At 72.5% G+C, this 21,226-nt stretch carries 20 protein-coding genes; 11 read left to right on the top strand and 9 right to left on the bottom strand.

Going from position 1 to position 21,226, the window contains the following annotated elements; translation table 11 throughout:
- Positions 1-28: 28 nt before the first annotated feature.
- Positions 29-514, top strand: coding sequence for a hypothetical protein (locus NI25_RS40495; protein WP_061443116.1), 486 nt, complete (start codon positions 29-31; stop codon positions 512-514).
- Positions 515-711: 197 nt separating this feature from the next.
- Positions 712-2,112, top strand: a complete 1,401-nt coding sequence (locus NI25_RS16110; RefSeq protein WP_061443115.1) for a tetratricopeptide repeat protein — start codon at positions 712-714, stop codon at positions 2,110-2,112.
- 26 nt (positions 2,113-2,138) lie between these two features.
- Here NI25_RS16110 and NI25_RS16105 read toward each other — a convergent pair whose 3' ends face one another.
- Positions 2,139-3,092, bottom strand: a complete 954-nt coding sequence (locus NI25_RS16105) for a M28 family metallopeptidase (protein WP_061443114.1) — start codon at positions 3,090-3,092, stop codon at positions 2,139-2,141.
- A gap of 162 nt (positions 3,093-3,254) precedes the next feature.
- Positions 3,255-3,725 (bottom strand): VOC family protein, encoded by a 471-nt coding sequence (locus NI25_RS16100; RefSeq protein WP_061443113.1) that lies wholly within the window; start codon positions 3,723-3,725, stop codon positions 3,255-3,257.
- 144 nt (positions 3,726-3,869) lie between these two features.
- Between NI25_RS16100 and NI25_RS16095 the strand changes: the two genes are divergently transcribed.
- On the top strand, positions 3,870-4,442 hold the full coding sequence (locus NI25_RS16095) for a CGNR zinc finger domain-containing protein (protein WP_061443112.1): 573 nt from the start codon (positions 3,870-3,872) through the stop codon (positions 4,440-4,442).
- Positions 4,443-4,461: 19 nt separating this feature from the next.
- Here NI25_RS16095 and rarD read toward each other — a convergent pair whose 3' ends face one another.
- From rarD to NI25_RS16060, 7 genes are all read right to left on the bottom strand, one after another.
- The gene (gene rarD / locus NI25_RS16090) at positions 4,462-5,568 is read right to left on the bottom strand and encodes an EamA family transporter RarD (RefSeq protein ID WP_233520736.1); all 1,107 of its coding nucleotides are present in this window, start codon (positions 5,566-5,568) and stop codon (positions 4,462-4,464) included.
- A gap of 140 nt (positions 5,569-5,708) precedes the next feature.
- A complete protein-coding gene (locus tag NI25_RS16085) occupies positions 5,709-6,563 on the bottom strand; it encodes an SDR family oxidoreductase (RefSeq protein ID WP_061443110.1) in 855 nt (284 codons plus the stop codon).
- 160 nt (positions 6,564-6,723) lie between these two features.
- Positions 6,724-7,782 carry a 2-oxoacid:ferredoxin oxidoreductase subunit beta gene (locus tag NI25_RS16080; protein WP_061443109.1) on the bottom strand — a complete coding sequence of 353 codons (1,059 nt, stop codon included), beginning with the start codon at positions 7,780-7,782 and terminating at the stop codon, positions 6,724-6,726.
- A complete protein-coding gene (locus NI25_RS16075) occupies positions 7,775-9,712 on the bottom strand; it encodes a 2-oxoacid:acceptor oxidoreductase subunit alpha (RefSeq protein WP_061443108.1) in 1,938 nt (645 codons plus the stop codon). Before NI25_RS16075 ends, NI25_RS16080 begins: the two co-directional genes overlap by 8 nt.
- Positions 9,713-9,980: 268 nt before the next feature.
- Complete coding sequence (locus NI25_RS16070; RefSeq protein WP_007443820.1) at positions 9,981-10,640, bottom strand: response regulator transcription factor; 660 nt, start codon at positions 10,638-10,640, stop codon at positions 9,981-9,983.
- 511 nt (positions 10,641-11,151) lie between these two features.
- The gene (locus tag NI25_RS16065) at positions 11,152-12,519 is read right to left on the bottom strand and encodes a sensor histidine kinase (RefSeq protein WP_061443107.1); all 1,368 of its coding nucleotides are present in this window, start codon (positions 12,517-12,519) and stop codon (positions 11,152-11,154) included.
- Between the two features lie 113 nt (positions 12,520-12,632).
- Positions 12,633-13,859, bottom strand: coding sequence for a sensor histidine kinase (locus tag NI25_RS16060; RefSeq protein WP_061443106.1), 1,227 nt, complete (start codon positions 13,857-13,859; stop codon positions 12,633-12,635).
- Between the two features lie 231 nt (positions 13,860-14,090).
- Here NI25_RS16060 and NI25_RS16055 point away from each other — a divergent pair, with 231 nt between their 5' ends.
- The 8 genes from NI25_RS16055 to NI25_RS16020 are packed head-to-tail and all read left to right on the top strand — an operon-like array spanning position 14,091 to position 21,220.
- The gene (locus NI25_RS16055; protein WP_061443105.1) at positions 14,091-14,531 is read left to right on the top strand and encodes an NADH-quinone oxidoreductase subunit A; all 441 of its coding nucleotides are present in this window, start codon (positions 14,091-14,093) and stop codon (positions 14,529-14,531) included.
- Positions 14,522-15,169 (top strand): NADH-quinone oxidoreductase subunit B, encoded by a 648-nt coding sequence (locus NI25_RS16050; RefSeq protein WP_061443104.1) that lies wholly within the window; start codon positions 14,522-14,524, stop codon positions 15,167-15,169. Before NI25_RS16055 ends, NI25_RS16050 begins: the two co-directional genes overlap by 10 nt.
- A complete protein-coding gene (locus tag NI25_RS16045; RefSeq protein ID WP_078884634.1) occupies positions 15,166-16,677 on the top strand; it encodes an NADH-quinone oxidoreductase subunit C in 1,512 nt (503 codons plus the stop codon). The genes NI25_RS16050 and NI25_RS16045 overlap by 4 nt, the downstream gene beginning before the upstream one ends.
- A complete protein-coding gene (locus NI25_RS16040) occupies positions 16,674-17,642 on the top strand; it encodes a complex I subunit 1/NuoH family protein (protein WP_061443103.1) in 969 nt (322 codons plus the stop codon). Before NI25_RS16045 ends, NI25_RS16040 begins: the two co-directional genes overlap by 4 nt.
- Entirely contained in the window at positions 17,642-18,217 is a 576-nt protein-coding gene (locus NI25_RS16035; protein ID WP_061443102.1) for a NuoI/complex I 23 kDa subunit family protein, read from the top strand. Before NI25_RS16040 ends, NI25_RS16035 begins: the two co-directional genes overlap by 1 nt.
- Positions 18,214-18,837 carry an NADH-quinone oxidoreductase subunit J gene (locus NI25_RS16030; protein WP_061443101.1) on the top strand — a complete coding sequence of 208 codons (624 nt, stop codon included), beginning with the start codon at positions 18,214-18,216 and terminating at the stop codon, positions 18,835-18,837. Before NI25_RS16035 ends, NI25_RS16030 begins: the two co-directional genes overlap by 4 nt.
- Positions 18,837-19,229 (top strand): NADH-quinone oxidoreductase subunit NuoK, encoded by a 393-nt coding sequence (nuoK, locus tag NI25_RS16025; RefSeq protein ID WP_061443100.1) that lies wholly within the window; start codon positions 18,837-18,839, stop codon positions 19,227-19,229. The genes NI25_RS16030 and nuoK overlap by 1 nt, the downstream gene beginning before the upstream one ends.
- Positions 19,226-21,220, top strand: coding sequence for an NADH-quinone oxidoreductase subunit L (locus NI25_RS16020; RefSeq protein WP_061443099.1), 1,995 nt, complete (start codon positions 19,226-19,228; stop codon positions 21,218-21,220). The genes nuoK and NI25_RS16020 overlap by 4 nt, the downstream gene beginning before the upstream one ends.
- Positions 21,221-21,226: the final 6 nt, after the last annotated feature.

Below are 21,226 nucleotides of genomic sequence, written 5' to 3'. Positions count from 1 at the left end.
GAGGCGCTCGCCGCGCCCGCGCGTCGAGGTGACGTTCAACGAACTGACCGGCACCGCGAGCTGGCGCACCGTCACACCTGGCGGCGGCCCGTCCCGGCACGGACGTGCGGGGGCGGGCGGCAGTGAGGCGTACCCCGGTGCGTCGCGGGCGGCGGCACTGCGCTCGCCGGGCGGCGGCCCGCCGGGAGCACCCGCCCGGGGCGCCGCACCGATCCCCGTGCGGCCCGCGACCGTACGCGCGGTCGTGAGCACGGCGGGGGTGTCCGCCTCGGGGGACCGGCAGGGCGCGCGGCTGGCGCAGACCGCCCTGCTCCGGTCGCAGGTCCAGGGCGACCTGTCCCGGGCCGCGCGCATGCCGCGGGCCGTGGCGGCCCGTCTCGGCACCACCGTGCCCGCCCACCTCACGGCCCTCTCCGCGGCCCGTGCGAACACCCTCCGCACGGCCGCCGGAACCCCTCGCCCGGCCTCACCGGCGCCCCCGTCCCCAGCCCGCCGAGGCCCGTCCGGCCGCTGATCCGCCGGGAAGCCGCCGACGGGCGTGCCTGCCCGCCGACGGCTTCCCCGCACCTGGAACGAGCCTGTGACACCCCGGTGACGTGAGAACCGGGAGCGAGCGGAGAGACTCGACGGTAGGTGCACGACAGGCATGACAGGCTCTGGACGGCAGGGAACGCACACCGCCGACGGAAGCCGCCGATGAGTGGGGGAGCGATGTCTCGACTCGGCAGCGACAACCAGTGGGAGCACGAGCACGCCGAGCGCTCGCCCGATTCCGCGGCGACGCCGATCGACGTCCGCGTACCGGAAGGGGGCCCCGGCGTGCGCGGCGCCTCGGTCGACGGTGCACTGGTCGTCGCGGCCCCGGGCGAGGAGATCCAGAACGCCGTCCTGAACCGCCTCCACCGCCTCGCCCTCGCCGCCGGCCGTCCCGTCCTCGCCACCATCCACGACCGGCGCGTCGGCTACTCCGTCCCCCTCCGGGTCGATCCGGACGGCTCCAGCCACCTCGCGGCGGACCCGATGCCGACGGACCCGGCCCTGGAGGAACCCGAGGAGGCTTCCGTACGGCAGGACCGGCGCACGCGCGTCCTGCGCTCGGTGGCGCCGGCCGGGGACAGCGCGCCGACCTTCACGCTTCGCGCCCTGCCGGAACCGGCCGCGGACAGCGCGCCGACCTTCACGCTTCGCGCCCTGCCGGAACCGGCCGGGGACAGCGCGCCGACCTTCACGCTCCGTGCCCTGCCGGAACCGGCCGGGGGCACGCCGCCCGGCACGGTGGCACCGCCGACGGGTGTCTTCGGTCCGCCGCCCCGCATGGACGGTGCAGCCACGACCGGCGCCCCGGAAGACGCCGAGCCGCTGCCGGTACCCGGCCCGGTCGTCGGAGCCCGGCAGGGCGACGAACGGAAGGGCGACGAACGGAAGGCATCCGCCGAACCGAAGCCACCCGCCGACCCCGCACCCGCGGCACCCACACCCACACCCGCACCCGTGTCCACGGGGGCCGCCCCCGCCCCGGATCCCGGCCCCCGCCCCGACCCCTGGTCCGACCCGGACCCGAAGCCCACCCCCGCCCGCGGGTTCGACGCCGTGGCCGAGGCCGTGCTCGGGGACGCGCCGCTCACCGCGCCGGGCGACGCCACCGCCCCCGCGCTGCTCGCGGAGCCGACGGCCCGAATCAACGAGGCCGTCAAGGAGGGCCGTACGGAGGCCGCGGCGCGGCTGGCGGAGCGGACGGTGGCGGAGGCCTCGGCCACGCTGGGGCCGGAGCACCCCGAGGTACTCCGGCTCCGCGAACTCACCGCGTACATCGCCTACCTGTCGGGCGACCCGGACCGTGCCTTCGAGCTCTCCCTGGAGCTGGCCCGGATACACCGGCGGTCGGGCGACGCCGAGGCCGCGTACGGCAATGTGCAGAGCGCGGCGACCGCCTGGCGCGGCGTACGCGACCCCGCACGGGGCCTGGAGCTGGGGCACGACCTGGTCGGCCTGTGGGGCGAACTCGCCGCCGAGGACGGCCCGGCCGCCGAGGACGCCGAGGAACTGGAGTCCGCCCGCACCCGTATGGGCCGCCTCACCGAACGCGCCCGCGCCCGTGCCCAGGTGGGCTGACCCGGACCCGGGCGGGCCGCCGGTTCCTACCGCGACAGTTCCCAGACCGCGTACGCGATGGCGTCGCTGTTGTGGTCCAGGGCCGTGTCGTCGATGTTGGCGGTCGTGTCGCAGGACGAGTGGTAGCAGCGGTCGAAGGGCTGGCCCACGGTGCCGCCCCACTTGGCCGCCTGCGCGGACGTCTTGCGGTAGTCGGCGCCGCTGAAGAGGCCGCCCACGGGGACGCCCGCGTTCTTGAAGGGCGCGTGGTCGGAGCGGCCGTCGCCCTCGGTCTCGATCTCCGTGGCGATGCCGAGGCCGGTGAAGTAGTCCTTGAACGTCTGCTCGATCGCGGGGTCGTCGTCGTAGACGAAGTAGCCGGGGTTGGGGGAGCCGATCATGTCGAAGTTCAGATAGCCGCTGATCTTCGCGCGTTCGGCCGAGCCGAGGCTGTTGACGTAGGAGCGGGAGCCGACGAGCCCCAGCTCCTCCGCGCCCCACCAGGCGAAACGCAGGTGCTTGCCGGGCTGGTAGCCGGACCGGGCGACGGCGAGCGCGGTCTCCAGGACCGCGGACGAGCCGGAACCGTTGTCGTTGATGCCGGGCCCGGAGGTGACGCTGTCCAGATGTGACCCGGACATGACAACCTGATCCGCGTCGCCGCCGGGCCAGTCGGCTATCAGGTTGTAGCCGGTGCGGCCGGAGGCGGTGAACCGCTGGACGCGGGTGGTGAACCCGGCGGCGTCCAGCTTGGCCTTCACGTAGTCGAGCGAGGCCTGGTAGCCGGCGCGGCCGTGGGCGCGGTTCCCGCCGTTCGCCGTGGCGATCGACTGCAGTTGCGCCAGGTGGGCCTTGACGTTGGCGAGCGGTATGTCGGGCGCCGCGGCGGCCGCCGGGTGCGCCGGCGCGGACGCCGCGCCGGCGGCGGAACCGCCGGTCACCAGTGTGGCGACGGCGACGGCGGCGGCCGTCAGCGTGCGTCCGGAAAGGAGGAGCTTCATGTGGGGGGCTCCGGATTCCTAGGGGGTCCCTGGGGGAGGACTCCGCAGTGAATGGGGTGCCTGGATGGTGCGGGCGTGACTGACCCGCCGTCAAGACCGCTATCCGGCCACGGAGTCGCGCATACCGGAGTCCTCCGGACCCGCCTCGGACGGCACCGGTCCCTAGTGGACGCAGAACTCGTTCCCCTCAGGGTCCGTCATCACCACCCACTCCCCGCCCGGTTCCTTCACCTGGCGCTGCACACTCGCCCCCAGTGCCTGCAGTCGGGCGACCTCCTCCTCGCGCCGCCCGTCCGCCGCGTGCACGTCGAGGTGGAGCCGGTTCTTGCCGGTCTTGGTCTCCGGCACGCGCTGGAACAGCAGCCGCCGCCCCAGCCCGGTGCCGCTCTCCTCCTGGACCGGGTCGTCGGGGTGCCGTACGGCGGCCAGGTCCCGCCAGGCGCGCCGCCCGTGGGACTCGACGGTCAGCTCCGCCGGTACCGCCCCGAAGCCCAGCAGTTTCTCGATGAGCGCGCTGTTGTCCTCCACCTCGTAGTGGAGGGCCGCGGCCCAGAAGTCCGCCTGTGCGTGCGGGGCGGCCGCGTCGACGACGATCTTGAAATGCAGAGGGGCGGGCCTCGAGGTCGATGTCATGTAACCACTTATACTGGTTTCATGAGGGAGCGCGTGGGGGAATCGCCGAAACCGCCGGAACGGCGGGCGGGGGCGGCACGACCGGGAACGGATCGGCGGGAAGCCGCGAGGCCGTCCCCGGGGCGTCCACCCGGACTGACGCTCGTGTCCCACGAGGGCAAGCCGTACCGCTTCGACCCGGGTGCGCTCTGCCTCGAACTGCTGACGACCGGAGGACCCGGCGCCTTCGCGCGCTGGGAGGTGCTGCACGAGCCCGCCGACCTGGTGACCTGGGCCGACCGCAGTCGGCTGCCGGACGGGCTGGACCTGACCGTGGACCGGACGGACGTGGCACGGGCCAGGACCCTGCGCGACGCCCTCTTCCTCCTCACCGCCGACCGCGCCCACGGACAGCCGCTCCACCCCGGCCACCTCGCTTCCGTCAACGCCGCGGCGGCCGAGCCCCCGCTCGTCAGCCGCCTCGAACCCGACGGCACCCGCGGCTGGGCCCCGGGTGCCACGGGCGCCCGCCTGCTGTCGACGGTGGCGCGCGACGCGATCGAGCTGTTCACCGGTCCGTACGCGGACCGCATCCGCGAGTGCGGCGCCCACGACTGCTATCTGCTGTTCGTCGACACCTCACGCCCCGGACGCCGCCGCTGGTGCGCGATGGAACACTGCGGCAACCGGGAGAAGGTACGGGCGCACCGCGCGCGGCAGCCACCGGAGCGGCGCTGACCCGGCACCCCGCAGGGAGCTACGGCTTGGCCGCCCCGACGTCGTGCTGCTCGGACGCGTCCGACGAGTCCGACGCATGTGCGGCAGCCGGGGCGGCGGGGCCGGCGGGGGAGACGCTGGAAGCGGGGGCCGGCGTTCCGGAGGCCACGACGCCCTGCTCCCGCGCGGCGGCGTCCCCCTTGACCGGCGCGACGCCCGCGCCCGCCCGGTCCAGCTGCTCCCGCAGAGCCCGCGCGGTCCGGCGAGCCGTGCGCAGCGCGTCCCAGGTGAGCAGCGTCAGCGCCAGCCAGACCAGTCCGAAGCCGGCCCAGCGTTCGGGCGGCATGGCCTCGCCGAAGTACAGCACGCCGAGCAGGAACTGGAAGACCGGCGCCAGGTACTGCAGCAGCCCCAGCGTGGACAGCGGCACGCGGATCGCCGACGCGCCGAAGCAGACCAGCGGGATCGCCGTGACGATGCCGGTCGCGGCGAGCAGGGCCGAGTGCCCGAGACCTTCCGTGGTGAAGGTCGACTCGCCCTGCGAGCCCAGCCACAGCAGGTAGCCGAGCGCCGGCAGGAACTGGATCGCCGTCTCGGCGGCGAGCGACTCGACGCCGCCGAGGTTGACCTTCTTCTTCACCAGGCCGTACGTGGCGAAGGAGAAGGCGAGGCAGAGGGAGATCCACGGCGGCTGCCCGTAGCCGATGGTGAGGACGAGCACGGCCGCGAATCCGGTGCCCACCGCCGCCCACTGCACGGGCCGCAGCCGCTCCTTGAGCAGCAGCACGCCCATCGCGATGGTGACCAGCGGGTTGATGAAGTACCCGAGCGAGGCCTCGACGACGTGGCCGCTGTTCACGGCCCAGATGTAGACGCCCCAGTTGACGGTGATGACCCCGGCGGCCACCGCGACCAGGGCGAGCCTGCGGGGCCGGCGCAGCAGCTCGCCGGCCCAGGCCCAGCGCCGTACGAAGATCAGGGCGACGGCGACGAAGGCGAGGGACCACACCATCCGGTGGGCGAGGATCTCACCGGCCCCGGCGGGCTTGAGCAGCGGCCAGAACAGGGGGACGAGCCCCCACATCCCGTACGCCGCGATGCCGTTCAGCAGGCCTATGCGCTGCTCACTCCTGGACGACCCGGCCACGGGCACCTCCTTCTCGCACACGGCATGCCGGAGACGGGGAGGCATGCCAGGACGAAGGTAGCGCCGCACCCGGCCGTCTGTCATGTCCGTACCGCGATACGGTCATGACAGGCGGGTGGGCGGCCCTCGGGGTCCGGGGGTCAGCCCTTGAGTGCGGCGGCGACGGCCTCGGCGAGCGGCGTCGTCGGGCGGCCGGTCAGCCGGGACAGGTCGCCGGTGGAGACGACCAGCTCGCCCTTGGCGATGGCGGCGTCCACGCCCGCGAAGACGTCCGCGAGCGGTCCGGGCACCCCGGCGCCGGTCAGGATGCCGGTGTAGGCCTCGACGGAGACGGGGTTGTAGACGATCTCCCTGCCCGTCTGCCGGCTGAGCTCGGCGGCGTACTCGGCGAAGCTCCACGCCTCGTCGCCGCCCAGCTCGTAAGCGGTGTTCTCGTGTCCCTCGCCGGTCAGCACCGCGACGGCGGCGGCCGCGTAGTCGGCGCGGGAGGCGGAGGAGACCCGGCCCTCGCCGGCCGCCTGGACGACGGCGCCGTGCTCCAGGACCGGGGCGAGCTGCTCGGTGTAGTTCTCGTGGTACCAGCCGTTGCGCAGCAGCACGTACGGCACGCCGGAGCCGACCAGCACCTCCTCGGTGGCGCGGTGGTCGTCGGCGAGCGCCGCCTTGAGGCTCTCGGGGGCGCTGGTGTAGGCGAGCAGGGCCACGCCGGCCTTCTTCGCCGCGTCGATCACGACCGTGTGCTGCCGCACGCGGCCCTTGTCGAACTCGTTGCCGGAGATCAGCAGGACCCGGTCGCCGGCGGTGAACAGGCCGTCGAAGGTCTCGGGGGCGTTGTAGTCGGCGACCGCGAGCCGTACCCCGAGGGCGGCGAGGTCGGCGGCCCGGTCGCGGTCCCGGACGACCGCGGTGACCCGGTCGGCCGGCACCTTCTCCAGCAGTTGCCGCACGACGTGGCGGCCGAGGTGTCCGGTGGCTCCGGTGACGACGATGCTCATGGTTTCAGTGCTCCTAGTGGGGGTGCGTTGCCACTAACCCTAAGGGAAGCGCTAACCACAGGAAAGTGCCCACTTTGAAGTAAGGTACTTACCCTTACGTAAGCCGGAGGGGCCCGGACGATTACCGTCCGGGCCCCTCCCTCGTGCCGTGCTGGCCGCGTCAGCCGACGACCGTCCAGGTGTCGTTGCCGGCGAGCAGCGCGGCGAGGTCGCCCTTGCCGTTCTGCTCGACGGCGGTGTCGAGCTGCTCGGACATGAGCGTGTCGTAGACCGGGCGCTCGACCGAGCGCAGCACACCGATCGGCGTGTGGTGCAGGGTGTCCGGGTCGGCGAGGCGGGAGAGCGCGAAAGCCGTGGTCGGGGACGCGGCGTGGGCGTCGTGGACCAGGACGTCCGCCTCGTTGTCCGCGGTGACGGTGACGACCTCCAGGTCACCCGTGCGCGGATTCCGTACGACGCCCTTGGCCCCGTCGGTGCCGAAGCGGATCGGCTGCCCGTGCTCCAGGCGGATCACCGCCTCCTCGGCCTGCTCCTTGTCCTTGAGGGCCTCGAAGGCACCGTCGTTGAAGATGTTGCAGTTCTGGTAGATCTCGATCAGGGCCGTGCCCGGGTGCTCGGCGGCCTGCCGCAGGACCTCGGTGAGGTGCTTGCGGTCCGAGTCGACGGTCCGGGCGACGAAGGACGCCTCCGCGCCGAGGGCGAGGGAGACCGGGTTGAACGGCGCGTCCAGCGACCCCATCGGCGTCGACTTGGTGATCTTGCCGACCTCGGAGGTCGGGGAGTACTGGCCCTTCGTCAGGCCGTAGATCCGGTTGTTGAACAGCAGGATCTTGAGGTTGACGTTGCGGCGCAGGGCGTGGACCAGGTGGTTGCCGCCGATGGAGAGCGCGTCGCCGTCGCCGGTGACGACCCACACGCTCAAATCGCGGCGCGAGGCGGCGAGCCCGGTGGCGATGGCGGGGGCGCGGCCGTGGATGGAGTGCATCCCGTAGGTGTTCATGTAGTACGGGAAGCGGGAGGAGCAGCCGATGCCGGAGACGAAGACGATGTTCTCCTTCGCCAGGCCGAGCTGGGGCATGAAGCCCTGCACAGCGGCGAGGATGGCGTAGTCGCCGCAGCCGGGGCACCAGCGCACTTCCTGATCGGACTTGAAGTCCTTCATGGACTGCTTGCCCTCGGCCTTCGGCACGAGCTGGAGCAGTGCGTTGGTGTCAGCCATCGATGGTCTCCTTCAGGACGGTGGCGAGCTGTTCCGCCTTGAACGGCATGCCGTTGACCTGGTTGTAGGACTGCGCGTCGACCAGGTACTTCGCCCGGATCAGGGTGGCGAGCTGACCCAGGTTCATCTCCGGGACCACCACCTTGTCGTACCGCCGCAGCACCGCGCCGAGATTGGCGGGGAAGGGGTTGAGGTGACGCAGGTGGGCCTGGGCGATCTCCTCACCGGCGGTGCGCAGCCGGCGCACGGCCGCGGTGATGGGGCCGTACGTCGAGCCCCACCCCAGCACGAGCGTCCGCGCGCCGTCCGGGTCGTCGACCTCCAGGTCGGGGACCTCGATGCCGTCGACCTTGGCCTGCCGGGTACGGACCATGAAGTCGTGGTTGGCCGGGTCGTACGAGATGTTGCCGGTGCCGTCCTGCTTCTCGATGCCGCCGATCCGGTGCTCGAGACCCGGGGTGCCCGGCACCGCCCAGGGCCGGGCGAGGGTCTGCGGGTCGCGTTTGTACGGCCAGAACACCTCGGTGCCGTCGTCCAGGGTGTGGTTGGGGCCCTGCGCGAACCGCACCGCCAGGTCCGGAAGTTCGTCCGGCTCGGGGATCCGCCAGGGCTCGGAGCCGTTGGCCAGGTAGCCGTCGGAGAGGAGGAAGACGGGTGTGCGGTAGGTCAGGGCGATGCGGGCCGCCTCCAGGGCGGCGTCGAAGCAGTCGGCCGGGGTGCGCGGGGCCACCACCGGCACCGGCGCCTCGCCGTTGCGCCCGTACATCGCCTGCAGCAGGTCGGCCTGCTCCGTCTTGGTCGGCAGCCCGGTGGAGGGGCCGCCGCGCTGGATGTCCACGACCAGCAGCGGCAGCTCCAGGCTCACCGCGAGCCCGATCGTCTCGCTCTTGAGCGCCACACCCGGACCGCTCGTCGTCGTCACCGCCAGCGAGCCGCCGAAGGCCGCGCCGAGCGCCGCGCCGATCCCGGCGATCTCGTCCTCCGCCTGGAAGGTGCGCACGCCGAAGTTCTTGTGCCTGCTCAGCTCGTGGAGGATGTCCGAGGCCGGGGTGATCGGGTACGAGCCCAGGAACAGCGGCAGGTCCGCCTGCCGGGACGCGGCGATCAGTCCGTAGGCCAGGGACAGGTTCCCCGAGATGTTGCGGTAGGTGCCGGGCGGGAACGCCGTCGCCGCCGGTGCCACCTCGTACGAGACCGCGAAGTCCTCCGTGGTCTCACCGAAGTTCCAGCCCGCGCGGTAGGCCGCGATGTTGGCGGCGGCGATGTCGGGCTTCTTCGCGAACTTCGACTTCAGGAACTTCTCCGTGCCCTCGGTGGGCCGGTGGTACATCCAGCTCAGCAGCCCGAGCGCGAACATGTTCTTGGAGCGCTCGGCCTCCTTGCGGCTGAGGTCGAACTCCGTGAGCGCCTCGACGGTCAGTGTCGTCAACGGCACCGGATGCAACCGGTAGCCGTCGAGGGAACCGTCCTCCAGCGGAGAGGTGTCGTAGCCGACCTTCTGCATCGCCCGCTTGGTGAACTCGTCCGTGTTGACGATGATCTCCGCGCCGCGCGGGAGGTCGCCGACGTTCGCCTTCAGCGCGGCGGGATTCATCGCCACCAGCACGTTGGGCGCGTCGCCCGGCGTGAGGATGTCGTGGTCGGCGAAGTGCAGCTGGAAGGACGAGACACCCGGCAGGGTGCCGGCGGGTGCCCGGATCTCGGCCGGGAAGTTCGGCAGCGTCGACAGATCGTTGCCGAACGACGCCGTCTCCGAGGTGAAACGGTCGCCGGTGAGCTGCATCCCGTCGCCCGAGTCCCCCGCGAACCGGATGATCACCCGGTCGAGCCGGCGGACGTCCTTCGCCCCGGCCGGTTTGCGCTGCGCTCCCACGACGGTCTCGTCGGCTCCGTCGGTCTGCTCCGCTGGGCTGCTGACCTGGCTGGTCACTTACTGGACCTCCCTCGGGACGGCTGTCCGGGGACTGGTCTCCCACCGACCGTCCCGGGATCAACACTACGTCCGCACGCCATGACTTCCGGTGGACATTCGCATGATGGACACGACTTCGAGACGGCCCGCAGCCCTGTGTTTCCAAGGCTTCCCGCCCCCGGCACCGGCGAGGACGCACCCCTGCCGTCCTCCGGTTTCTCATTCGTCCGGATGAGCACCGGGGGACCGGGCAGGGCCGGTGCTTCCGAGGCGTGGGCCGCCGATGTCAGGAATTGAGATACGTGAGTACGGCGAGCACCCTGCGGTGATCACCGTCGCTGGGGGACAGACCCAGTTTCATGAAGATGTTGCTGACGTGCTTCTCGACGGCCCCGTCGCTCACGACGAGCTGCCGGGCGATCGCCGAGTTCGTCCGGCCCTCGGCCATGAGCCCCAGCACCTCCCGCTCGCGCGGGGTGAGCCCCGCCAGCACGTCCTGCTTGCGGCTGCGCCCGAGCAGCTGCGCGACCACCTCCGGGTCCAGTGCCGTGCCGCCCTGTGCCACCCGCACGACCGCGTCCACGAACTCCCGCACCTCGGCCACCCGGTCCTTGAGCAGATAGCCGACGCCCCGGCTGGAACCGGCCAGCAGCTCCGTCGCGTACCGCTCCTCCACGTACTGCGACAGCACCAGCACGCCGAGACCGGGATGCGCCTTGCGCAGCCGCACCGAGGCCCGTACCCCTTCGTCGGTGTGCGTCGGCGGCATCCGTACGTCCGCCACCACGACATCCGGCAGCTCGCCCTGCGCGTCCAGCTCGGTGATGGTCTTGATCAGTGCCTCACCGTCGCCGACACCGGCCACGACCTCGTGCCCGCGGTCGGTCAGCAACCGGGTCAGCCCCTCTCGGAGCAGTACTGAATCCTCGGCGATGACCACCCGCACCCTGTCCTCCACGATCCTCGGCCCCCCACAGCCCGTGCACCCCACGGTCCGCGCGGCCCGCGCCGCGTCCACGAACCGTCCGTGCGACAGGTCCAGCATCCCAGCATCCGAGGCGGGATGCCCGCCTTCAGGCAACGGAAAGGGAACGGGAAGCCCTGGGCGCCGGTCCGGGTTCGGCCGCACAATGGCCGGTTCTCGACCACGCCGAACCAGCCGGGACGGCCCGGGGGTGTAGGCCGACGGGGAGAAGCCGGGGAGGGGAGGCGGGGGGGGAAGGGGGGGGAGGAGGAGATGCTGGGGCGAGCCGATCGGCAGCGGTTGGCGCCCGGTGGCGGCCTCCGCCTGCGCGCGGCCCGGGTCGCGCCGGGGCCGAGCGGCGGCGCCGGGCCGGGGTCACCGGCCAGCGCCCGGCCCGGCGCGGGTGCCTGAGCCGGGACGGGAGCCGGGGCCGGGGCGGGCGGGGTGCCGGGGCCGGTACCCCACCGAGGCCCGATGTCGGGCCTCGGGCGGCTCAGACGGTGGTCGGCTCGGTCCGCCACGGCAGCTCCGCCGTGACCCGCGTCGGCCCTCCGGCCGGTGAGTCCACCACGAGGATCCCGTCCACCGCGTCGAGCCGCTCCGCCAGGCCGGCCAGCCCGGAGCCGGCGGACGCGTGCGCGCCGCCCACGCCGTTGTCCACGACCTGGAGCAGCAGCCGGTTCTCCACCCGCCACACCTCGACCGCGGCCGACGTGGCCCGCGCGTGCTTGCTGATGTTCTGGAGCAGCTCCGAGACCGTGAAGTAGGCGATGCCCTCGATCGCCGACGCCGGGCGCTCGGCCAGGTCGACCTCCACCCGCACCGGCACGGTGCAGCGCGAGGCGACCGCCGACAGCGCCGCGTCCAGACCGCGGTCGGTCAGCACCGCGGGGTGGATGCCCCGAGCGAGGTCCCGCAGTTCCTGGAGTGCCGTCTTCACCTCGCCGTGCGCCTCGTCCACCATGACGGCCGCGGCCCGGGGGTCCTCCTTCAGCTTCTCCTTGGCCAGCCCCAGATCCATGGCGAGGTTGACCAGGCGGGCCTGTGCCCCGTCGTGCAGGTCGCGCTCGATGCGCCGCAGGTCGGCCGCGGCCGTGTCGACCACGACCCCCCGGTCCGACTCCAGTTCCACGACCCGCGTCGCCAGCCGGGACGGCCCGAGCAGCCCGTGCACCATGACCCGGTCCACGGTCGTCAACGCCCGTACCAGCCACGGCGTCGCCAGCGTGACCAGCAGCCCGATCAGCGCCGTCACGGTGATCTCGAACGGGTTGTCGAGGTAGACCCGGTGCGTCTCGTCGCCGTACAGCTGAAGCCCGTCCTGGCCGGCGTACATCGGGAACACCCAGAACCACAGCGGGTACGTCAGCATCGCCCACCCCACCGCCCAGAAGTTCACGGCGACGACGAACGAGAACACCGACCACGGGAACTGCACCAGCGCGTACAGCAGGCTCCGCCATGAAACGCCGCTCTTGAGTACGGCCCCCATCCAGCCCATCGCACCCTGCTTCCTCAGCCGCAGCGGTTCCGGGTCGGACACCCGCAGCCCCAGCAGGGCCCGGGCCCGCGCCCGCTCCATCGCCCCGAAGCCCCTGCACCCGGCGAGCGCGGCCGCCAGCACCGGCACGCCCAGGAACGTCACGAGCAGGCCCGCCCCCAGCGACACCATCGTGACCGCGTAGGTGAAGAGCAGGATGCCGACCGGCAGACCCGCCAGCACATAGCCGAACTCTCGCCAGCTGCGAGCCTCGAACGGCGCCCGCAGCCCCACCGGCAGCCGGTGACGCCGCGCACCGGTGTCCCCGGGGAAGCCGGACCCGTGTCCGAGTCCGTAACTCTGTCCGTAATCCGTGGCCATCGGTGCCGTCCCTCTCCTCGTCGCCCTACGGCTGAGCTGTCGTACCTCCACCCTCCTGGACCCCGCCGCCCCGGCCAATGGAGCCCGTCGGCGTCTGGGGAGGGGGGTTTTCCCTACCTTCCGGGCGCGGAGCCGGCCGTGTCGGCCCGCGTACGGTCGCGCCACGGCAGCTCGGCCGTGATCGTCGTCGGGCCGCCTTCCGGCGAGTCGACGACGAAGAGACCGTCGACGGCGGACAGCCGGTCGGCGAGGCCCTTCATCCCCGTCCCGCCGTCGAGGCGCGCGCCGCCGCGGCCGTCGTCCCCCACCTGTATGAGCAGTCGGTTGGACGACCGCCACACCTCCACGGAGGCCGACCTCGCCCCGCTGTGCTTGCTGATGTTCTGGAGCAGCTCCGAGACCGTGAAGTAGGCGATGCCCTCGATGGCGGCCGCCGGGCGCTCCGTCAGATCGACGGTCACCTCGACCGGTACGGTGCAGCGGGAGGCGACCGAGGAGAGCGCCGCGTCCAGACCCCGGTCGGTCAGGACGGCGGGATGGATGCCCCGGGCCAGGTCCCGCAACTCCTGCAGGGCCAGCTTCACCTCGCCGTGCGCCTCGTCCACCATGGCCGCCGCCGCGTCGGGGTCCTCCAGGAGCTTCTCCTTCGCCAGGCCGAGCCCCATGGCGAGGTTGACCAGGCGGGCCTGTGCCCCGTCGTGCAGGTCGCGCTCGATGCGCCGCAGGTCGGCCGCGGCCGTGTCGACCACCACCCCCCGGTCCGACTCCAGCTCGGCGATCCGCCGCTCCAGCTCGTCGGACGGCGACAGCAGCCCGCGCACCATCGCCCGGTCGACGTTGGTGAGGGCCCGCGCGATGAAGGGGAGCACCGGCCACAGCACGAACAACGACGTCAGGGTGGTGACGAAGGTGAGAACGCCCCAGGGAAACCGGATGACGTCGTACAGGACCGTGCGCCAGCCCACCGGGTCCTTCAAGGACATCCACAACTGGGCGAAGAAGCCGCGTCTGCCCCGCCACGGCAGCGGACTCGGTTCGTCCACCCGCACTCCGAGCAGCGCCCGGGCCCGCGCCCGCTCCAGCTTGCCCAACTGCCGCGCGCCCAGCAGACCGGCCGCCAGCAGCGGGAGCCCGATCACCGTGACCGTCAGCCCCATACCGACGGACAGCATCGTCACGGCGTAGACAAAGCCGAGCAGCGCCGCCGGGAAGTTCGCCAGCAGGTGGGCGATCTCCTTCCAGGTGTGCCGGTCGTAGGCGAAACGGGCCGGCGGCAGGCGGTCGTCGGCCGCCGCGCCGGTGGCCCGGGCGAGGCTCGATGTCGAGAGGCGTTCGGTCATACACGTCAGCGTGCCGTGCGGCGCGGCGCGGCGCCATGAGGTGGACCGCCGGGACGCACTGAGGAAAACCCCACCCCGCGTCTCAACGTACGACGGGCTGCTTACCGTCTCTTTATCAGGCTCTAGACTCCCGTGCGTACAGATCGTCGAACGGCAGCACCACGAGGAACAGCGGCTTCACGACGTTTCACCACGTTTCACGACGTGCACGACAGGGAGCGAGGGGCGCACGTGCCGGAACCGACCGTCGGCGAGGCGACCGCCGGTGCCGTGACCACCGCCGATGCGACCGTCGGGCTCGCCGCGGACTACTTCCGGTCCTACTCGGTCGTCGGCCTGCTCGCCGTCGTCGGCGTGCTCTTCGTCGCCGTCGCCTTCGGCGCCGGGCGCCTGCTGCGCCCCGTGGTCCCGACGCCCGAGAAGCTGCTCACCTACGAGTGCGGCGTCGACCCCGTCGGAGAGGGCTGGGCGCACACCCAGGTCCGCTACTACGTCTACGCGTTCCTCTACGTCATCTTCGCCGTCGACTCGATCTTCCTCTTCCCCTGGGCGACGGTCTTCGCCGACCCTGGTTATGGCGCCACGACCCTCGTGGAGATGTTCGTCTTCCTGGGATTCCTCGCCGTGGGCCTGTTGTACGCATACAAGAAGGGCGTCCTGTCGTGGACGTGAACCCCTCAGCTTCCGCACCTGCCGCCGGACCGGTGCCCGCCACCGCGCCCGGGCCCGTGCCGCTGCCCGAGCCCAAACGGCTGGGCACGCTCGCACGCCTCGCCCCGGAGCCGATGAAGGTCGTCCTGAACTGGGGCCGCCGGTATTCCCTCTGGGTCTTCAACTTCGGTCTCGCCTGCTGCGCGATCGAGTTCATCGCCGCGTCGATGGCCCGGCACGACTTCATCCGGCTCGGCGTCATCCCGTTCGCGCCGGGCCCCCGCCAGGCCGACCTGATGGTCGTCTCCGGCACGGTGACCGACAAGATGGCGCCCGCCGTCAAACGCCTCTACGAGCAGATGCCCGAGCCGAAGTACGTCATCTCCTTCGGCGCCTGCTCCAACTGCGGCGGCCCCTACTGGGACTCCTACTCCGTGACGAAGGGCGTCGACCAGATCATCCCCGTCGACGTCTACGTTCCCGGCTGCCCGCCGCGCCCCGAGGCGCTGCTCCAGGGAATCCTCAAGCTCCAGGAGAAGATCGCGCGGGAGTCCCTGGGGGAGCGGTACGGCGCTTCGCCCCGGCCGTCCACGGCCGCGCTCCGGAGCGGCCTGGTGCGACCGCCCGCCCCGCCCTCCGACGCGGGGGAGGGACGATGACCGCGGTCGGCTGGCTGCCCGCCGACGCCGAGGAACTCTTCGGTACGGACGCCGCGGCGGAGGAGTCGTACGACCTCCTCACCGTCGACGTGCCGCCCAGCTCCTGGATCACCGCCCTGGAGACGGCGCGTGACCGGCTGGGCTGCACGTACTTCGACTGGCTGAGCGCGGTCGACGAGCCGGGCACCGGCTTCCGCGTCGCGGCACACGTCGCCGCGCTGGGACCGGTACGCCGACTGCTGCTGCGTACGACCGTCCCGCACGAGGCACCGGTCCTGCCCACCGCCGTGGGGGTGTACGCGGGCGCCGCCTGGCACGAACGCGAGACCCACGAAATGTTCGGCGTCGCCTTCGAGGACCACCCCGCACTCGACCACCTGCTCCTGCCGGAGGGCTTCGAGGGCCACCCGCTGCGCAAGGACTTCGTCCTCGCGGCGCGCGTGGCCAAGGCCTGGCCCGGGGCCAAGGAGCCCGGCGAGTCCGACCACGGTGGTCCGCGCCGGCGTCAGATGCTGCCGCCGGGTGTCCCCGACCCCAACGAATGGGGCCCGCTGAAGGGCCAGCTGCCGCCCGCCCCGGCACGCCCGGCACGAGGCGCGGGACGGGCGGCGGGGGAGCGCCCGGCCCGTCGTACCCGTACGGCCGCCGAGGGCTCGGTCGGCCGGCAGACGCCCGGTACCGAGACGCCGGCCGCACCGCGCCGCTCCCGTACGGCGGCCGAGGGCTCGGTCAGCCAGGCCTCCCCGGCGGGCGGGCCGACGGCCGCACCGGCGCCCCGGCGGTCGCGCAGCGCGAGCCAGGGCTCCGCGTCCCAGCGAGCGGCCGGCCCGGCCGGCGGCGCGTCGGACAGCTCGGCGGGCAGTACGACGAGCAGCTCGACGGACACTCCGGCGGGCAGCCCGACGGACGGGTCGACGGCCGGACCCACGGCTGGCCCCATCGCCGGCACCGCTGCCGAGCAGAGGGGCGCAGCCGGGAACGTCCGTCCCCGGCGTACCCGGAGCGCCTCGCAGGGCTCGGCGAGCCAGCGGGAAGCCCCGGACGTCGGACGGCCGGACGACGACGCCGGCTCCCGCAGTGCTCCCCGGGGCGGCGACGGGACCGGCGCCGACTCCTCGTCCACCGAGGAACCGGCCCGCAAGCCGGCGCCCTCGACGCCGCGCAGTCCGGACGCCCCCTGGCACCACGCCCGCCCGGCGTTCGACGAGCCTGAGGCGGTGGAGGGGGATCCCGGACCCGAAGGACCGGACACCTCCGAAGGATCGGACACCTCCGAAGGGTCGGACACCTCCGAAGAGCCGGACACCTCCGAAGAGCCGGATGCATCCGCAGGTCCGGACACATCCGAAGAGCCGGACGCATCCGAAGGTCCGGACACATCCGAAGGACCGGACACATCCGCAGGTCCGGACGCTTCCGCAGGCCCGGACGCTTCCGGAGCGTCCGACAACGCCGGTGAGCCCAACGCGCCCCGCACCCCGCCGAACCCTCCAGGAGGCCAGCAGTGAACGACGCGCTCGACGTCACCCTGCGCCTCCTGGTCGTCTTCGTCGTCTTCCTCGCGTTCCCCCTGATCGTCGGCCAGACCGAACACAAGGTCATGGCCCACATGCAGGGCCGCCTGGGCCCGATGTACGCGGGTGGCTTCCACGGCTGGGCCCAGCTCGTCGCGGACGGCGTGAAGTTCGCGCAGAAGGAGGACGTGGTCCCCGCCGACGCGGACCGGCGCATCTTCCAGCTCGCCCCGGCCGTGGCCCTGCTGCCGTATCTCCTGGTGCTCCTGGCGATCCCGGTCGGGCCCGGAGAGGGCGCGGTCGGTCAGGTCGTCGACGCGGGCGTCTTCTTCGTCCTGGCCGTCATGGGCGTGGGCGTCCTCGGCTCGCTCATGGCCGGCTGGTCCTCCGCCAACAAGTTCTCCCTCCTCGGCGGCCTGCGCACCGCCGCCCAGCTCCTCGCGTACGAACTGCCGATGCTGCTCACCGCCGCCTCCGTGGCGATGGCGGCCGGCACCGTCTCGCTCGTCGGCATCCTCGACGCCTTCGAGTGGTGGTGGCTGCCCTGGCAGATCGTCGGCGCAGTCGTCTTCTTCGTCGCCGGGCTGGCCGAACTGCAGCGCCCCCCGTTCGACATGCCGGTGGCCGACTCGGAGATCATCTTCGGGGCGTACACCGAGTACACCGGTCTGCGCTTCGCCCTGTTCCTCCTCGCCGAGTACGCCGGGATCGTCGTCCTGTGCGGACTGACCACCGTCCTCTTCCTGGGCGGCTGGCACGGACCCTGGGGGGCCGACGGCCTCGGCTGGGTCTGGACCCTGCTGAAGGCGGCCGTCCTCGCCTTCGTCGTGATCTGGCTGCGCGTGACCTACCCGCGGCTGCGCGAGGACCAGCTCCAGAAGCTGTCCTGGACCCTCCTCGTCCCCCTCTCCCTCGCCCAGATCGCCCTCACCGGCATCGTCAAGGTGGTGATCGCGTAATGGCCCCCGTCCCCGGCAGCGGCCTGGCCAAGGGCCTGGCCGTCACCCTGCGCACGATGACGAAGAAGACCGTCACCGAGCAGTACCCGGACGCCCAGCCGGAGCTGCCGCCCCGTACCCGCGGCGTGATCGGCCTGTTCGAGGAGAACTGCACGGTCTGCATGCTGTGCGCCCGCGAGTGTCCCGACTGGTGCATCTACATCGACTCCCACAAGGAGACGGTCCCGGCGGCCACCCCCGGCGGACGCGACCGCAGCCGCAACGTCCTCGACCGCTTCGCCATCGACTTCGCCCTGTGCATGTACTGCGGTATCTGCATCGAGGTCTGTCCTTTCGACGCCCTGTTCTGGTCCCCGGAGTTCGAGTACGCCGAGACCGACATCCGCGACCTCACCCACGAGCGCGACAAGCTGCGCGAGTGGATGTGGACCGTGCCGGCCCCGCCCGCACTCGACCCCGGCGCGGAGGAGCCCAAGGAACTCGCCGCCGCCCGCAAGGCCGCCGACAAGCTGGCCGCGCAGCAGCAGCCGCAGGAGCAGGAGACGGACGGGCCCGGCCAGGAGGACCGGACATGACCCTTGCCGCCGCATCACACGGATTCCTCTCCCCGACCGGTGTCGAGATCGCCTTTCTCCTCGTCGGCCTGGTCACCTTCGGCGCCGCCGTCGTCACCGTGACCACCCGTCAGCTCGTCCACGCGGCGCTCTGGCTCGTGGTGGCCCTCGGCGGCCTGGCCGTCGAATACCTGTTGCTCACGGCCGAGTTCATCGCCTGGGTACAGGTCCTCATCTATGTCGGTGCCGTCGTCGTCCTCATCCTGTTCGGGCTGATGCTCACCAGGGCGCCCATCGGCCGGTCCCCGGAGGCCGACTCCGCCAACCGCTGGGCCGCTCTCACCGTGGCCGTGGCCTCCGCGGCGGCCCTGGTGTGGGTCGTCGTCGACGCGTTCCGCACCACCTGGATCGACCTGGACGGCCCCGCCGCCGGTTCCACCGCCGTGACCGGAGCGAGCCTGTTCCAGAACTGGGTCCTCCCCTTCGAGGCCCTGTCCGTCCTCCTCCTCGCCGCCCTGGTCGGCGCCATCGTCCTCTCCCGCAAGGCCAGGCCGGCCCGCGCCGGCGAAGCGTCCCCGGGCGGGGCCTCCCCGTCCGGCGCTTCCCGCTCCGGCACCTCCCAGACGGGCGGTGCCCGCTGATGCACCTCGCCTATCCCGCCGTCCTCTCGGTCCTCCTCTTCTGCACGGGCCTCTACGGCGTCCTCGCCCGCCGCAACGCGATCCTGGTCCTGATGTCGGTCGAGCTGATGCTCAACGCCGTCAACCTCAACCTGGTCGCCTTCGACGTCTGGCTCAGCAGGGCCGCGGAAGAGCGCCTGCACTCCGGCCAGGCCCTGACCCTGTTCACCATCGCCATCGCGGCCGCCGAGATCGGCATCGGCCTGGCGATCGTCCTCGCCGTCCACCGCAACCGCGGCACCTCGGACATCGACAAGCTCCGCGACACCGCCGAGGGCCACGAGCCGGACGGCCCCGACACCGACACCCCCGCGACCGGGACGGCCGCCGAGAAGGCTGAGGCCACCGCGTGACCACGACCACCCTCGCCGTACTCGTCCCCCTCCTCCCCTTCCTCGGGGCAGTCGCCGGCCTCCTGCTGAGCCGGACGGCGCCCGGGTTCGTCCGCCCCCTCGCGGTCCTGCCGACGACGGCGGCACTCGTCCTCGCCGTACTCGTCGCGGCCCGCCAGGGCGGCGGCGGGGCCGTCGACGCCGTCACGGAGCTGACCCCCACCGGTTCGGTCCCCGTCGAACTCGCCCTGCACATCGACGGCTTCGCCGCCCTCGTCGCCGTCCTGGTCGGCACCGTCGCCACCTGCGTGCAGCTCTACTCGACGGGCTACCTGCGCGACGACCCGCGCTACGCCTCGTACGCCGCTCTCGTCTCCCTGTTCACCTCCGCCATGTTCCTCGTCGTCTACTCCGGCGACCTGATGGTGCTGCTGGTCGGCTGGGAAGTCATGGGCATCTGCTCGTACTTCCTGGTCGGCCACTACTGGGAGACCCCGGAGGCGCGCGCCGCCTCCCTCAAGGCCTTCCTGGTCACCAAGCTCGGCGACGTCCCCTTCCTGATCGGTCTGCTGGCACTGGCCACCGAGGCCGGCTCCTTCCGTATCACCGAGATCCTCGGAGCGGTCGCGAGCGGCTCGCTCGACCACCCGACGCTGATCGCGCTGCTGCTCCTGGCCGGTGTCGCGGGCAAGTCGGCGCAGTTCCCGCTGCACACCTGGCTTCCCGACGCGATGGCGGGCCCGACGCCCGTCTCCGCGCTGATCCACGCCGCGACGATGGTCGCCGCCGGTGTGTACTTCGTCGCCCGGCTCCTTCCGCTCTTCGAGGCCTCACGGGCCGCGATGGTCGTCCTCGCCGTCATGGCCGCCGTCACGATGGCCGGCTCCGCGCTCGCCGCCCTCGCCCAGGACGACATCAAACGCGTCCTGGCCTACTCGACCATCGGACAGCTCGGTTACATGACCGGTGCCCTCGCCACGGGCGACCGGGGTGCCGCCGTCTTCCACCTCCTGTCCCACGGCGCCTTCAAGGCGCTCCTCTTCCTCGCCGCGGGCGTGATCATCCACGCCGCCGGCACCAACTCGCTGGCCGCCATGTCCCGCATGCGGAACCTGCGCGACCGTGTCCCGGACGCCTACTGGACGATGACCGTGGCCCTGCTCGCCCTCGCCGCGATCCCGCCCTTCAGCGGCTTCTTCTCCAAGGAGTCCGTCCTCGGCGCCGCGGAGCACGTGGCCACCGGCCACACCGAACACGCGCCCGGCGCCGCGGGCTGGACCGTCCTCGTCGCCGGCCTGGTCACGGCGCTGCTGACCGCCGCCTACGCGACCCGACTGTGGCTGCTGGCCTTCCGCGGCCGAGGCGCCGAGGCCCCCGACCACGGCAGGCAGCCGCTGGTCATGAACGCCGTGCTCTGGGTGCTCGCCATCCCCTCCCTCGCGCTGGGCGGACTCGCCTTCCGCCTGCTGCCCGACTGGTTCGACGGCCACGACCTCACCCCGACCCTCACCACCTCCGTGCTCGGCACGGGAGTGGCCCTGGTGGGCGGCATCGTCACCTACGCCGCCTGGCGCCACACCACGGCGCTCGCCGCCCGCACCCCGCTGGGCGCGGTCGCGGCCCACCCCGAGGGCGACGCCGCCCTGGTGGAGGCCGAGGCCATCGCCAGCCACCGGCCCGCCTACGGAGACCTCGCCTCCGCGCCCGACCCGTCCGACCCGGGGCGACTCCTGCTGGGCCCGGTGCACCGGCACGCGGCGGCCGGCTTCCACCTGGACGCCGTGTACACGGCCCTCTTCGTCCGCCCGGTCCGGGCCGGAGCGAGCCTCGTCCGGTTCCTCGACCGCGAGGTCGTCGACACCTACGTACGCGCGGCGGGCGCCCTGCCCCGCTTGCTCGGGTCCGCCGTACGACGTGCCCAGACCGGCAATGTGCAGACCTATGTGAGCGCGCTGCTCGCCGGCACCGTCGTCCTCGCGGTCGCCGCCGTCCTCGTCGCCACGGGAGCGTGAGCAGGC

It is taken from the genome of Streptomyces sp. CCM_MD2014 (assembly GCF_000772045.1).
In the GTDB taxonomy this organism is placed as follows: Bacteria; Actinomycetota; Actinomycetes; order Streptomycetales; family Streptomycetaceae; genus Streptomyces; species Streptomyces salinarius.
Note: the sequence above shows the minus strand (reverse complement) of the source record. Positions and strands in the feature narration are given on the sequence as shown.